A 13,396-nucleotide genomic window follows, 5' to 3' on the forward strand; every position below is an offset into this window, starting at 1 on the left:
CTGCTTAAAGTGTCGCCACTCACACCGCTTTTTTGCGTTCTTCCTCTTTTTCCTGCTGGGCTTGTTCTTTCGCTTTTAGTTCAGCTTTACGCTTATTCGACATATCGTTGCGGATTTGCGCATGGCTGAGCAGGGCAAAAATAAAGGTACCGCCGCAGATGTTACCGGCAAGGGTAGGGAGCGCGAAGGGCCAGAAAAACTCGGTCCAGTGAATGGTGCCGTTAAATACCAGGTACAGGATCTCCACCGTCCCCACCACAATGTGGGTGGTATCGGCCAGGGCGATAAGCCAGGTCATCAGGATAATGACCACGATTTTCGCTGAACCGGCAGCCGGGAACATCCAGACCATGGTGGCGACAATCCAGCCGGAGATGATCGCGTTGGCGAACATCTCTGAGGGGCTGTTTTCCATCACCCCCATCCCGATTTTCACAAAGGCGTCGCGGGTGGGCTCATCAAATATCGGCATAAACTCGAACGCCCAGGCGGCGACACCGGTGCCGATGATATTACCGAGCAGTACCACGCTCCACAGGCGCATCAGCAGGCCGAAATTACCCCAGGTTGGGCTTTGCATCACCGGCAGTACGGCGGTGACGGTGTTCTCGGTAAAAAGCTGCTGGCGCGCCATAATCACGATAATAAAGCCAAAGGTGTATCCGAGGTTTTCGATGATTATGCCGCCGGGTACCCCTTCAAGCTCGACATGAAAAATCCCTTTCGCCAGCAGGGAGGCGCCCATCGATAATCCGGCGGCAATGGCCGACCAGAACAGCGCCATGGCGTCGCGCTCCAGCTCCTTTTCACCATCCTGGCGAATATGTTCGTGGATTGCCATTGCACGTGAGGGCAGGCGATCCTCGTCAACCTCAATCTTCTTTCCCCGGCGATTCTCCTCGCTTTCAACTTCCAGTTCTTCGGTATGGTTATCAATTTTTTCTTCTTTTAGCTCGTCCATCGCAATGCTCCATAGGTTGCAGATACCTTTAAGCGTAGCGCTTTTTCTCCCGCCGCCCGTGGGGAAGCTCTTAAATTCCTGTAATGGCAATAAAGGCGATACATCGCCAGCAAAGGCCGTATAAAATTGCCAGCCAAACGAAAACCTAAAGCCAGGCTATTCTGAGATCATACCAGAGAGTGTTTATTGCCCCGATTTGTGGTCGTAGACATCAGTAAACGCGCTGATACAATCACTTACACGTTTACAGACAGAGCGCGAAAGCGCCATGACGGATGGCTTTTGCTGATAGCCATACTTAACAGGGAGAAAGATATGAAACTTCGGCTGTCGGTGGTTGCGTTGAGCACCACGTTGCTGATGGGCTGCGCCAGCTCTGGCGAGCAGCAGGGGCGCTCCGATCCTCTGGAAGGATTTAACCGCACCATGTACAACTTCAACTACAACGTGCTGGATCCGTATGTGGTGCGTCCGGTTGCGGTGGCATGGCGGGATTATGTTCCACAACCTGCCCGTAACGGGCTGAGCAACTTCACCAGCAACCTCGAAGAGCCAGCGGTGATGGCGAACTACTTCCTGCAGGGCGATCCCTATCAGGGGATGGTCCACTTTACCCGCTTCTTCCTGAACACCCTGTTAGGTATGGGTGGCTTTATTGACGTTGCCGGGATGGCGAATCCGAAGCTGCAGCGCGAACAGCCGCACCGTTTCGGTAGTACGCTGGGTCACTACAATGTGGGTTACGGCCCGTACGTGCATCTGCCGTTCTACGGTAGCTTCACGTTGCGTGATGACGGCGGTGATATGGTCGATACGCTCTATCCGGTGCTGTCGTGGCTGACCTGGCCGCTGTCGGTGGGTAAATGGACACTGGAAGGGGTGGAGACGCGCGCGCAACTGCTGGATTCAGACGGTCTGCTGCGTCAGTCTTCCGATCCGTATCTCATGGTGCGTGAAGCGTACTTCCAGAATCACGACTTCATTGCTAACGGCGGTAAGCTGAAACCGGAAGAGAACCCGAACGCGAAAGCGATCGAGAATGAACTCTCCGAGATTGATGCGGAATAAAAAAGAAAAGGTGAGCGCGAGGCTCACCTTTTTTATCCCTGCGTGATTAGAACGCGTAGTTGAAGTTCATGCCATAGAGCCAGGCTTTACCTTCAGAAGAGAACTCATACGGACCTTCCTGGAACGACACTTTCTGACCATGCATATAAGAGACACCCGCATCAATTGAGGCATCTTTGTTGAATGCATAGGTCGCACCGGCGCTCAGCCAGAAGCGATCCTGATCCGGAATGGAGATAGAGCGTTTGTCTGCCGGAACCGGGCTGTCATCGAAGGCGATACCGGTACGGAATGTCCAGTTATCGTCCATATAGTAGGTGGTACCCAGAGCGATACGGTAAGCGTCACGGAAACTTTCGTCTTTATAGAACAGCGTATCACCGCCACTGTTAGTCGCTTTCAGCTCCTGGAACTGGCTCCAGCTCGTGTAGGTCAGGCTATAGTGGATGGCCCATTGCGGCGCGACTCTGTTATAACCGGACAGTTCCCACATCTCAGGTAAATTCAGGGTCAGAGAACCGCCAGTGGTGCGGCCATCCGTCCCCATTGGCAGACCAAAGTTGCCGAGGATCTGGTTATAGGCTGAAGGCAGGCTGCTCTTATAGTCGCCATCGAAATCGATTTTCACTTCAGAACGGTAGGTCAAGCCATACCGGTTGTTCTTATCGATTTCATACAGAATACCGGCGTTCCAGCCAAAGCCCCACTCATCACCTTTCAGGTAGGCAATCTGGGTATCTCCCGGGATCCCCGCGACCTGTCGTGCCAGAGTCGGAGGTAATGCGCCGGAGCCTGCAACGATGCGACCCAGGTCACCCGCGTAGCGCTCAATTTTCGCTTTCGCATAGACCGCATCAAAGCCGACACCGAAACTCCAGTGATTATCCAGGCGATAAGCACCGCTCAGGTTCAGGTTGAGGGTCTCCAGGTCGGTGGTACCGCCGTATGCCCCTGCTGCGTAGTTGTTATTGAACTCGGTCGCCAGTCCGTAGTTAGAGGTGACGGATGCGCCCCAGCCGAATTGATCGTTGATTGGTGCGACAAAGTGCAGGTTTGGCACCCATGCTGTTGGCGCGATGTTATCCGCATTCAGGCTTGCGCCCGTTGGCGAGCGTCCGGAGATATCCACATCAGGGTCAACAAAGATGGCGCCTGCGGAGAAGGTAGGACGATCAAACATCATGATCAGGGCAGGGTTACGGCTCGCGTTCCCTGCGTCATCAGCGATAGCACCTTCCCCGGAATAGGCGCGGCCCAGGCCTGAGGAAGAGAACTCATTCAACTGAAAGCCCGCTGACCAGGCGGAGGTGGAGACGATTGCCACTGCGACTGCCAGCGCAGTTTTTTTGAACAGGGTTTTCTGGCTCATGACCATAACCTCATTGAGTTATTTTTATTCAATTTTTGTTACATACCGTAACAGGAGCGCGAAGTGTAGGGTCTGTGGTAACACTTAGAAATCAGACCAGTGGCGAGAGTATAGGTCTGACCAGATAGAATGTTGCAAGGGTGTTTATGAATATTTACCGATATGTTTTTCGAAACGGGATCTGGTTGGCAAAATTGTGACCAGTTCGCGTCCTCCTAATGGGTGATTTTTGTTTTAGATCATTTTTACTTGTGATATTGCTCACTTACCCGGTTTAAAGTCATTAACAACTGGAGCCGCTCCCGCCCGGCGCGTAAAATATCAGCATCGTGTTTATCTCGCGCCATGCGCGAATGAAGAGGAAATCTACTATGAGTAAATGCAGTGCTGATGAAACCCCTGTTTGCTGCTGTATGGATGTGGGCACCATTGTGGACAACACGGATTGCACCGCCTCTTACAGCCGTGAGTTTACCCGCCGTGCCGACGCCGAAGAGACGCTGGCCGCGCTGACCGAAAAAGCCCGCAGCGTGGAGTCCGAACCGTGCGCAATCAACGCCAACTTCACCGAAGTGGAAGGCGGCGTTCGTCTGGACATCGACTTCGTGTTCAGCTGCGAAGCAGAATCCCTGATTTTTCAACTCGGTCTGCGTTAATTCCTTCCCGCGCCTCCCTTCCGGGAGGCGTTTCGTCTCCTCTCTGTGTGTTCGCTCGCAATTTTTCCTCTCCCCGATTGGCTAATGTAAAAATTTAGTTAAGACTGTTATCAGGTCAGACCACTTTGCGCATTTGTTATTCACAGGGGAGCGTTATGAGTCAGGCATTACCGCTAATCACCCGTCAGGGGGATCGCATTGCCATTGTCAGTGGATTACGCACGCCATTTGCCCGTCAGGCGACGGCGTATCATGGCGTACCTGCCGTCGATCTGGGAAAAATGGTTGTAGGGGAGCTGCTGGCTCGCAGCGAAATCCCGCCCGAGGTGATTGAACAGCTGGTCTTTGGCCAGGTGGTGCAAATGCCGGAAGCGCCGAATATCGCCCGTGAAATCGTGCTGGGCACCGGAATGAATGTCCACACCGATGCCTACAGCGTCAGCCGCGCCTGCGCCACCAGCTTTCAGGCAGTGGCGAACGTGGCAGAAAGCCTGATTACCGGCACCATTCGCGCCGGGATAGCCGGGGGCGCAGACTCCTCGTCCGTGTTACCGATTGGCGTCAGCAAAAAGCTCGCGCGCGTGCTGGTAGACGTCAACAAGGCCCGCACCACCGGGCAGCGGCTGTCACTGTTCTCACGCCTGCGTCTGCGCGATCTCCTTCCTGTTCCGCCCGCCGTGGCGGAATACTCCACCGGGCTGCGAATGGGGGATACCGCCGAGCAGATGGCGAAAACCTATGGCATCACCCGTGAGCAGCAGGATGCCCTGGCGCACCGCTCGCATCAGCGCGCCGCAGAAGCCTGGGCCGAAGGCAAGCTGGCGGAGGAGGTGATGACCGCCTACACCCCACCATTCCGCGAACCGCTAAGCCAGGATAACAATATTCGCGGCACCTCTACGCTGGCGGATTATGCGAAGCTGCGTCCGGCATTCGACCGCAAACATGGCACCGTCACGGCGGCGAACAGCACACCGTTAACCGATGGCGCGGCAGCGGTGATCCTGATGACCGAATCCCGCGCCAGAGAGCTGGGCCTGAAGCCGCTCGGCTATCTGCGCAGCTATGCCTTTACCGCCATTGATGTCTGGCAGGACATGCTGCTGGGGCCAGCCTGGTCCACGCCGCTGGCGCTGGAGCGCGCCGGACTGACGATGGGCGATCTGACGCTCATCGACATGCATGAAGCCTTTGCCGCGCAAACTCTGGCCAACCTGCAACTGCTGGCAAGCGATCGTTTTGCCCGGGATGTGCTGGGCCGCGCCCACGCCACCGGCGAAGTGGACGAAAGCAAATTTAACGTGCTGGGGGGCTCCATTGCCTACGGTCACCCCTTTGCGGCGACCGGGGCGAGGATGATCACCCAGACGCTGCATGAGTTGCGCCGTCGCGGCGGTGGGTTTGGACTGGTCACCGCCTGTGCTGCGGGTGGCCTGGGTGCCGCAATGGTTCTGGAGGCAGAGTAATGGAGATGACAACGGCATTCACCCTGGACGTACGTCCGGACAACGTGGCGGTAGTCACCATTGACGCCCCAGGCGAAAAGATGAATACCCTGAAAGCGGAGTTTGGCGGTCAGGTTCGCGCTATCCTCAAACAGGTGCGAGAAAACAAAGCCTTGCGCGGGCTGGTATTTATCTCGGCCAAGCCGGATAACTTTATTGCCGGGGCGGACATCAACATGATTGCCCGCGCTGAAAGCGCCCAGGCAGCGGAAGATCTGGCCCGTCAGGGGCAGCAGATCATGGCCGAAATTCATGCCCTGACCATTCCGGTGATTGCGGCGATCAACGGCGCCTGTCTCGGCGGCGGCCTGGAGCTGGCGCTGGCCTGCCACGGACGAATTTGTACCGACGACGCCAAAACGGTGCTGGGCCTGCCGGAGGTACAGCTTGGCTTACTGCCGGGCTCAGGCGGCACCCAGCGCCTGCCGCGACTGGTGGGTGTCAGCACGGCGCTGGAGATGATCCTCGCCGGCAAACAGCTGCGCCCACGCCAGGCCCTGAAAGTCGGGCTGGTGGATGAGGTGGTTCCGCATTCCATTCTGCTGGAGGCCGCCGTGGCGCGCGCGCTGAAAGGCAAACCCGACAGCCGTCGCTTACCGGTGCGCGAGCGCGTGCTGGCAGGGCCGCTGGGCCGTGCGCTGCTGTTTAAAATGGTGGCGAACAAAACCGAGCAAAAAACCCAGGGCAACTACCCGGCGACAAAACGCATTCTTGAGGTTATTCATACCGGTCTGACCCAGGGCAGCAGCAGCGGCTATGCCGCAGAAGCGAAAGCCTTTGGCGAGCTGGCGATGACGCCGCAGTCTCAGGCGCTGCGCAGCATCTTTTTTGCCAGCACCGACGTGAAAAAAGATCCCGGCAGCGAAGCCGAGCCTGCGCCGCTGGCGTCAATTGGCGTGCTGGGCGGTGGCCTGATGGGGGGCGGGATCGCCTTCGTCAGCGCCAGCAAAGGCAAATTACCGGTGCGGATCAAAGACATCAACCCGAAAGGGATCAACCACGCCCTGCAGTACAGCTGGCAGCTGCTTGATAAAAAGGTCAAACGCCGCCATATCAAAGCCAGCGAGCGCGATCGCCAGCTGGCGCTGATCTCCGGCACCACTGACTACAGCGGATTCCGTCATCGCGATGTGGTGATTGAGGCAGTATTTGAAGATCTGGCGCTGAAACAGCAGATGGTGGCCGAGGTCGAAGCGAACTGTGCGCCGCACACTATCTTTGCCTCTAACACCTCGTCGCTGCCTATCGGCGATATTGCGGCCCAGGCCGCGCGCCCTGAGCAGGTGATCGGGCTGCATTTCTTTAGTCCGGTAGAAAAAATGCCTCTGGTGGAGGTTATCCCCCATGCCGGAACCAGCCCGCAGACCATCGCCACCGTCGTTAAGCTGGCAAAAATGCAGGGCAAAACGCCGGTGGTGGTGGCTGATAAAGCCGGGTTCTATGTCAACCGCATTCTGGCCCCCTATATCAACGAGGCCATGCGCCTGCTGACCGAAGGCGAAAAGGTCGAGCATATCGATAATGCGCTGGTGAAGTTTGGTTTCCCCGTTGGCCCAATCCAACTTTTGGATGAGGTGGGAATCGATACCGGCACTAAAATTATACCTGTGCTGGAAAGCGCTTATGGTGAACGGTTTAGCGCGCCCGCAAACATTGTTTCTGCAATTTTGAATGACGATCGCAAAGGCAGAAAAAATGGCCGCGGTTTCTATCTTTACGACCCAAAAGGGCGTAAAAGCAAGAAGCGGGTCGACCCGGCGGTTTATGGGCTTATTAAGTCTGGCGGCGAGGGCAAACTCTCTGCGACCCAGTGCGCGGAACGCTGCGTGATGATGATGCTCAACGAAGCGGCACGCTGCTTTGATGAGAAGGTCATTAAAAATGCCCGCGATGGCGACATTGGCGCCGTCTTTGGCATTGGTTTCCCACCTTTCCTGGGTGGCCCGTTCCGCTATATGGATAGCGTAGGTGCGGGTGAAGTTGTTGCGATTTTACAACGACTGGCTGTGCAATATGGGCCGCGGTTTACACCGTGTGACACATTATTGCAGATGGCGGATCAGGGGCTGCGATTTTGGCCAGCAAAGGAAACTGACCTTGTAAATTAAGGTCAAATAAGAGTAAATCCGCCGTTGAAGGGTCTGGTCCTGTCTAATTTGTAAACAGACATTGACTATACTTACGCCGTTGAGGTAAAAAACAGCGTTTCATTCAACGGATGGATCAGGCACAATGCCCGGCCATCGGGTTTTCTACCTCGTTATGTGTTCACACGGGGTAATAACACCGGTGATCCTGGTCAACAAAAGCGGTGCAATATGCAAGTTTTTATCATGCGTCACGGTGACGCGGCACTTGATGCTGCCAGTGACTCTGTACGTCCTCTGACGCCTTGCGGCTGTGACGAGTCCCGTCAAATGGCTACCTGGTTGAAAGGGCAAAAAGTGGATATTGAACGTGTCCTCGTCAGCCCGTTCTTACGCGCTGAACAGACGCTGGATGTGGTAGGGGAGTGTATGAACCTGCCAGCCAATGTCGATGTTCTGCCAGAGCTTACCCCGTGTGGCGACGTGGGTCTTGTCAGTGCCTATCTTCAGGCGCTGTGCAATGAAGGTGTCGCCTCTGCGTTGGTAATTTCCCATCTGCCGTTAGTCGGCTATCTGGTGGCTGAACTCTGCCCGGGCGAAACGCCGCCGATGTTCAGCACCTCTGCCATTGCCAACGTTACCCTCTCTGAAACGGGTGCTGGCGTCTTCAACTGGCAGATGAGCCCCTGCAATCTGAAGATGGCGAAAGCTATCTGATGTAAATCGGACCCAGGCGGGTAGCATGAGCCACCCGCCTGCCTCTCAGGGCAGCTCAGGCGGTTGCCACTCTTCCACTTCAATCAACACCAGCAAGGCGGCATCACCGCCATACTCTTTCGGTGCCTGATGAAATGCCATCACGTGTGGATGCTGAGCCAGCCACAGTGGGGTTTGCTGCTTGAGAATATGTTTGCCGTGGCCGTGCATCACGCAGGCGCAAAAAACATGTTCGCGACGGCAGGCGGCAATCAGCGCGCCCAGCTCCTGTTTCGCCTGCATCTGGGTCAGCCCGTGCAGATCGAGGAACAGCTCCGGCGAATAATCTCCCCGACGCAGTTTTTTCAGCTCGAAATGGCTGACGTCCGCGCGCACATATTTCACCGCACCTTCCGTGTTCAGCAGCGGCTGAAACTCGTCGGAAAAGTAGTGGCTGGCGTCGGCCTGCTCCTGAATCAGCCGTTTTACGGGAACTTCACTCACTTTTTTGCGCTGCGGGCGGTGGACAATGGTGTCCTGCTTGATTTGACGCGTGCCGGTCATTAGCTGACGAAACAGCGTTTGATCCTCCTCGCTGAGCGATATTTTCTTTTTCATGGGGTCGTCTCATCTCTTATTTCCGACAGTGTACCTGACTCACTGCGCGGCAAAACGCATTTTTTACCCGCAAGCCGTTAGCGACAGTGCTGATTTATCGCCGTCTTCATGGCACACTAGCCGCCGAAAATTTAGCGAGCATGCCCTGGAGAACATAGTGGATAAAATTTTTGTCGATGAAGCGGTAAATGAGCTGCAAACCATTCAGGACATGTTGCGTTGGGCGGTCAGCCGTTTCAGCGCGGCCAATATCTGGTACGGCCATGGTACCGACAACCCGTGGGACGAGGCGGTACAGCTGGTTCTGCCATCCCTCTATCTGCCGCTGGATATTCCTGAAGATATGCGCTCCGCGCGCCTTACCTCCAGCGAAAAACACCGCATCGTTGAGCGCGTGATCCGTCGCGTTAACGAGCGCATTCCGGTAGCGTACCTCACCAACAAAGCCTGGTTCTGCGGCCATGAGTTTTTTGTCGATGAACGCGTGCTGGTGCCGCGCTCGCCGATTGGTGAACTGATCAACAACCAGTTCGCCGGCCTGATTGACCATCAGCCTGAGCATATCCTGGATATGTGTACCGGCAGCGGCTGCATCGCCATTGCCTGCGCGTACGCCTTCCCGGAAGCGGAAGTGGATGCTGTCGATATCTCTCCTGATGCGCTGGCGGTAGCGGAACACAATATTGAAGAGCACGGTCTGATCCATCACGTCACGCCGATCCGTTCCGATCTGTTCCGTGACCTGCCAAAAGTGCAGTACGACCTGATTGTGACCAATCCGCCGTACGTTGACGCAGAAGATATGTCAGACCTGCCAAACGAATACCGTCACGAGCCAGAGCTGGGACTGGCTTCCGGCTCCGACGGCCTGAAGCTGACCCGCCGTATTCTGGCCTGTGCGCCAGATTATCTCACCGACAACGGCATTCTGATTTGTGAAGTCGGTAACAGCATGGTACATCTGATGGAGCAATATCCGGATGTGCCGTTCACCTGGCTCGAGTTCGACAACGGTGGGGACGGCGTCTTCATGCTGACCAAAGCGCAGCTTCTCGCCGCGCGCGAACATTTCAGCATCTACAAAGATTAATCCAACGGGCTTCGGCCCGTTTCACATTGCGCAAACACAGAAAGCTCAAATACAGAACAACGAAAACGGAGCCGTGATGGCAGGAAACAGTATTGGACAATTATTCCGTGTGACGACGTTTGGTGAGTCCCACGGGCTGGCGCTGGGCTGTATCGTTGATGGCGTACCGCCAGGCATCGAACTGACTGAAGCCGATTTACAGCACGATCTCGACCGACGCCGTCCAGGCACGTCACGCTACACCACCCAGCGCCGCGAGCCGGATCAAGTCAAAATTCTGTCAGGCGTCTTTGAAGGACGCACCACCGGTACCAGCATCGGCCTGTTGATTGAGAATACCGATCAGCGTTCCCAGGACTACGGCGCCATTAAGGATGTGTTCCGTCCGGGTCACGCCGATTACACCTACGAGCAGAAATATGGTTTTCGCGATTATCGCGGCGGCGGACGCTCCTCCGCCCGTGAAACCGCCATGCGCGTCGCGGCAGGGGCCATTGCCAAAAAATACCTCGCGCAAAAGTTTGGCATCACCATCCGCGGCTGCCTGACTCAGATGGGCGATATCCCGCTGGCGATCGCCGACTGGGAGCAGGTTGAACAGAACCCGTTCTTCTGCGCTGACGCCTCGAAGCTGGAAGCGCTCGATGAACTGATGCGCGCCCTGAAGAAAGAGGGCGACTCTATTGGCGCCAAAGTCACCGTGGTGGCTGACGGCGTACCGCCGGGCTGGGGCGAGCCGGTCTTTGACCGCCTCGATGCTGATATCGCCCATGCGATGATGAGCATCAACGCGGTTAAAGGGGTGGAGATTGGCGACGGCTTTGACGTGGTTCAGCTTCGTGGCAGCCAGAACCGGGACGAGATCACAACCCAGGGCTTCCAGAGCAATCACGCGGGCGGCATTTTAGGCGGCATCAGCAGCGGGCAGCAGATTATCGCCAACATCGCGCTGAAACCGACCTCCAGCATTACCGTGCCGGGCCACACCATTAACCGCTCTGGTGAAGAAGTTGAGATGATCACCAAAGGACGTCACGATCCCTGCGTCGGGATCCGCGCAGTGCCGATCGCCGAAGCAATGCTGGCGATCGTGCTGATGGATCACTTCCTGCGCCAGCGCGCGCAGAATGCGGATGTGACGACCACCATTCCACGCTGGTAACCATGAAAAAAACCGCAATTGCTCTGCTGGCGCTGCTTGCCAGTGGAGCCGCTCTGGCGGCAACGCCGTGGCAAAAAATCACCCATCCGGTGGCGGGCAGCGCCCAGTCAATTGGGGCCTTCTCTAATGGCTGTATCGTTGGTGCGCAGGAACTTCCTCTGCAGTCGGATACGTATCAGGTGATGCGTACCGACCAGCGCCGCTACTTCGGCCACCCGGACCTGGTGCTGTTTATTCAGCGGCTGGGTAACCAGGTGCATAACCTGGGACTCGGCACGGTGCTGGTGGGCGATATGGGGATGCCGGCAGGCGGACGCTTTAACGGCGGCCACGCCAGCCACCAGACCGGGCTGGATGTCGATATCTTCCTCCAGCTGCCGAAAACGCGCTGGTCATCTTCGCAACTGCTGAAGCCGCAGGCGCTCGATCTGGTCTCCAGCGATGGCAAGCGGGTGGTGCCGTCGCGCTGGTCACCGGAGGTCTCCAGCATGATCAAGCTGGCGGCGGAAGATAACGACGTCACGCGCATCTTCGTCAACCCGGCCATCAAGCAGCAGCTCTGCCAGGATGCTGGCACCGACCGCGACTGGCTGCGTAAAGTGCGGCCGTGGTTCCAGCACCGCGCGCACATGCACGTGCGCCTGCGATGCCCGGCGAACAGCCTCGAGTGTGAAGATCAACCGTTACCGCCGCCAGGCGATGGCTGCGGCGCGGAATTACAAAGCTGGTTTGAGCCAGCGAAACCTGGAACCACCAAGCCTGAGAAGAAGACACCGCCTCCGTTGCCGCCTTCCTGCCAGGCGCTACTGGATGAGCATGCCCTGTGATGGACCATTTTGCTGAGTTGTTTATGGTATCGCCGCTGATGCTGGTGGCGCTGTTTTTCATCGCCATGCTGGCCGGGTTTATTGATGCCCTGGCCGGTGGCGGCGGGTTACTGACGGTTCCGGCCCTGCTGGCGGCGGGCATGAACCCGGCCCAGGCGCTGGCGACCAACAAATTGCAGGCGTGTGGCGGATCGTTATCCGCCTCGCTCTATTTTATCCGCCGCAAAGTGGTGAGCCTGGCCGATCAGAAGCTCAACATCCTGATGACCTTTATTGGATCGACCAGCGGGGCGCTGCTGGTTCAGCATGTGCAGTCCGATATTTTGCGCCAGATTTTGCCGATTCTCGTCATCTGCATTGGCCTCTACTTTTTACTGATGCCGAAGCTAGGGGAAGAAGATCGCCAGCGCCGCCTGCACGGTCTGCCGTTTGCCCTGATTGCGGGCGGCTGCGTCGGCTTTTACGACGGCTTCTTCGGGCCCGGAGCCGGGTCGTTTTACGCCCTGGCGTTTGTCACGCTGGCTGGTTTCAACCTCGCCAAATCCACCGCCCATGCGAAAGTGCTGAACGCCACCTCTAATGTCGGTGGTCTGCTGCTCTTTATCATCGGCGGGAAGGTGATTTGGGCGACCGGCTTCGTAATGATGGCCGGACAATTTCTGGGCGCACGGGCAGGTTCGCGTCTGGTGTTAAGCAAAGGGCAACAGCTTATCCGTCCGATGATTGTCATTGTCTCGGCTGTGATGAGTGCCAAACTTCTTTATGACAGCCACGGACAGGAGATCCTCCACTGGTTGGGGATGAACTAATGAACAGTACGCATAAATACGAACAGCTGATTGAGATTTTCGACGGCTGCTTCGCACAAGATTTTAATACCCGTCTGATTAAAGGCGACGACGAACCGATCTATCTTCCTGCAGATGCAGAGCTACCGTACAACCGGATCGTCTTTGCCCACGGCTTTTATGCCAGTGCGCTGCACGAAATATCCCACTGGTGCATTGCCGGTAAAGCGCGCCGCGAGTTGATGGACTTTGGCTACTGGTACTGCCCGGACGGGCGTGACGCTGCGACCCAGGGGCAATTTGAAGATGTGGAAGTGAAACCCCAGGCGCTGGAATGGCTCTTCTGCGTGGCGGCAGGATTTCCGTTCAACGTCAGCTGCGACAATCTCGAGGGCGACTTCGAGCCAGACCGTATTGCCTTCCAGCGCCGCGTGCACGCGCAGGTGATGGAGTACCTTGAGAAAGGCATCCCGGAACGTCCGGCGCGCTTGATCAAGGCTTTACAGAATTATTACCACACGCCGGACATCACGGCGGAACACTTCCCGTGGCCGGAAGATCTTAACTGA

Annotated in this window: 13 protein-coding genes; 10 read left to right on the forward strand and 3 right to left on the reverse strand. The window is 56.6% G+C overall.

All coding sequences use genetic code 11. The annotated features are described in order from the left end of the window. Positions 1-19 precede the first annotated feature (19 nt). Positions 20-961 (reverse strand): formate/nitrite transporter family protein, encoded by a 942-nt coding sequence (locus tag DVA44_RS06705; protein WP_114386025.1) that lies wholly within the window; start codon positions 959-961, stop codon positions 20-22. Between the two features lie 315 nt (positions 962-1,276). On the opposite strand from DVA44_RS06705, the gene mlaA reads away from it, so the two are divergent. Beyond that, positions 1,277-2,029 (forward strand): phospholipid-binding lipoprotein MlaA, encoded by a 753-nt coding sequence (gene mlaA, locus DVA44_RS06710; protein WP_103825183.1) that lies wholly within the window; start codon positions 1,277-1,279, stop codon positions 2,027-2,029. A gap of 46 nt (positions 2,030-2,075) precedes the next feature. On the opposite strand, the gene fadL is transcribed toward mlaA, so the two are convergent. Continuing rightward, the gene (gene fadL / locus DVA44_RS06715; protein ID WP_168194459.1) at positions 2,076-3,398 is read right to left on the reverse strand and encodes a long-chain fatty acid transporter FadL; all 1,323 of its coding nucleotides are present in this window, start codon (positions 3,396-3,398) and stop codon (positions 2,076-2,078) included. A gap of 371 nt (positions 3,399-3,769) precedes the next feature. Between fadL and DVA44_RS06720 the strand changes: the two genes are divergently transcribed. The 4 genes from DVA44_RS06720 to sixA all read left to right on the forward strand — a co-directional run bounded on the left by DVA44_RS06720 (position 3,770) and on the right by sixA (position 8,363). After that, positions 3,770-4,054, forward strand: coding sequence for a YfcZ/YiiS family protein (locus tag DVA44_RS06720; protein WP_103825181.1), 285 nt, complete (start codon positions 3,770-3,772; stop codon positions 4,052-4,054). Between the two features lie 155 nt (positions 4,055-4,209). Then, a complete protein-coding gene (gene fadI, locus DVA44_RS06725; RefSeq protein ID WP_114386027.1) occupies positions 4,210-5,520 on the forward strand; it encodes an acetyl-CoA C-acyltransferase FadI in 1,311 nt (436 codons plus the stop codon). Further along, a complete protein-coding gene (fadJ, locus tag DVA44_RS06730) occupies positions 5,520-7,667 on the forward strand; it encodes a fatty acid oxidation complex subunit alpha FadJ (protein WP_114386028.1) in 2,148 nt (715 codons plus the stop codon). Before fadI ends, fadJ begins: the two co-directional genes overlap by 1 nt. Before the next feature lie 210 nt (positions 7,668-7,877). Further along, complete coding sequence (sixA, locus tag DVA44_RS06735; RefSeq protein WP_103180541.1) at positions 7,878-8,363, forward strand: phosphohistidine phosphatase SixA; 486 nt, start codon at positions 7,878-7,880, stop codon at positions 8,361-8,363. A gap of 45 nt (positions 8,364-8,408) precedes the next feature. Here the strand turns inward: sixA and smrB are convergent, their stop codons facing one another. Beyond that, the gene (smrB, locus tag DVA44_RS06740; protein WP_103825178.1) at positions 8,409-8,960 is read right to left on the reverse strand and encodes an endonuclease SmrB; all 552 of its coding nucleotides are present in this window, start codon (positions 8,958-8,960) and stop codon (positions 8,409-8,411) included. A 157-nt stretch (positions 8,961-9,117) separates the two neighbouring features. Between smrB and prmB the strand changes: the two genes are divergently transcribed. The 5 genes from prmB to DVA44_RS06765 all read left to right on the forward strand — a co-directional run bounded on the left by prmB (position 9,118) and on the right by DVA44_RS06765 (position 13,396). Beyond that, the gene (prmB, locus tag DVA44_RS06745; protein WP_114386029.1) at positions 9,118-10,050 is read left to right on the forward strand and encodes a 50S ribosomal protein L3 N(5)-glutamine methyltransferase; all 933 of its coding nucleotides are present in this window, start codon (positions 9,118-9,120) and stop codon (positions 10,048-10,050) included. Between the two features lie 76 nt (positions 10,051-10,126). Continuing rightward, positions 10,127-11,212 (forward strand): chorismate synthase, encoded by a 1,086-nt coding sequence (gene aroC / locus DVA44_RS06750; protein WP_103825176.1) that lies wholly within the window; start codon positions 10,127-10,129, stop codon positions 11,210-11,212. Between the two features lie 2 nt (positions 11,213-11,214). After that, complete coding sequence (mepA, locus tag DVA44_RS06755; RefSeq protein WP_114386030.1) at positions 11,215-12,039, forward strand: penicillin-insensitive murein endopeptidase; 825 nt, start codon at positions 11,215-11,217, stop codon at positions 12,037-12,039. Continuing rightward, entirely contained in the window at positions 12,039-12,848 is an 810-nt protein-coding gene (locus DVA44_RS06760; protein ID WP_114386031.1) for a sulfite exporter TauE/SafE family protein, read from the forward strand. The genes mepA and DVA44_RS06760 overlap by 1 nt, the downstream gene beginning before the upstream one ends. After that, positions 12,848-13,396, forward strand: a complete 549-nt coding sequence (locus tag DVA44_RS06765; protein WP_114386032.1) for an elongation factor P hydroxylase — start codon at positions 12,848-12,850, stop codon at positions 13,394-13,396. Before DVA44_RS06760 ends, DVA44_RS06765 begins: the two co-directional genes overlap by 1 nt.

This window comes from Leclercia sp. W17, assembly GCF_003336325.1.
Lineage (GTDB): Bacteria > Pseudomonadota > Gammaproteobacteria > Enterobacterales > Enterobacteriaceae > Enterobacter.

What these genes read in the sequence shown, in the direction of transcription:
- DVA44_RS06705 (WP_114386025.1), bottom strand. Translation starts at nt 961, where the DNA reads ATGGACGAGCTAAAAGAAGAAAAAATTGATAACCATACCGAAGAACTG.
- mlaA (WP_103825183.1), top strand. Translation starts at nt 1,277, where the DNA reads ATGAAACTTCGGCTGTCGGTGGTTGCGTTGAGCACCACGTTGCTGATG.
- fadL (WP_168194459.1), bottom strand. Translation starts at nt 3,398, where the DNA reads ATGAGCCAGAAAACCCTGTTCAAAAAAACTGCGCTGGCAGTCGCAGTG.
- DVA44_RS06720 (WP_103825181.1), top strand. Translation starts at nt 3,770, where the DNA reads ATGAGTAAATGCAGTGCTGATGAAACCCCTGTTTGCTGCTGTATGGAT.
- fadI (WP_114386027.1), top strand. Translation starts at nt 4,210, where the DNA reads ATGAGTCAGGCATTACCGCTAATCACCCGTCAGGGGGATCGCATTGCC.
- fadJ (WP_114386028.1), top strand. Translation starts at nt 5,520, where the DNA reads ATGGAGATGACAACGGCATTCACCCTGGACGTACGTCCGGACAACGTG.
- sixA (WP_103180541.1), top strand. Translation starts at nt 7,878, where the DNA reads ATGCAAGTTTTTATCATGCGTCACGGTGACGCGGCACTTGATGCTGCC.
- smrB (WP_103825178.1), bottom strand. Translation starts at nt 8,960, where the DNA reads ATGAAAAAGAAAATATCGCTCAGCGAGGAGGATCAAACGCTGTTTCGT.
- aroC (WP_103825176.1), top strand. Translation starts at nt 10,127, where the DNA reads ATGGCAGGAAACAGTATTGGACAATTATTCCGTGTGACGACGTTTGGT.
- mepA (WP_114386030.1), top strand. Translation starts at nt 11,215, where the DNA reads ATGAAAAAAACCGCAATTGCTCTGCTGGCGCTGCTTGCCAGTGGAGCC.
- DVA44_RS06760 (WP_114386031.1), top strand. Translation starts at nt 12,039, where the DNA reads ATGGACCATTTTGCTGAGTTGTTTATGGTATCGCCGCTGATGCTGGTG.
- DVA44_RS06765 (WP_114386032.1), top strand. Translation starts at nt 12,848, where the DNA reads ATGAACAGTACGCATAAATACGAACAGCTGATTGAGATTTTCGACGGC.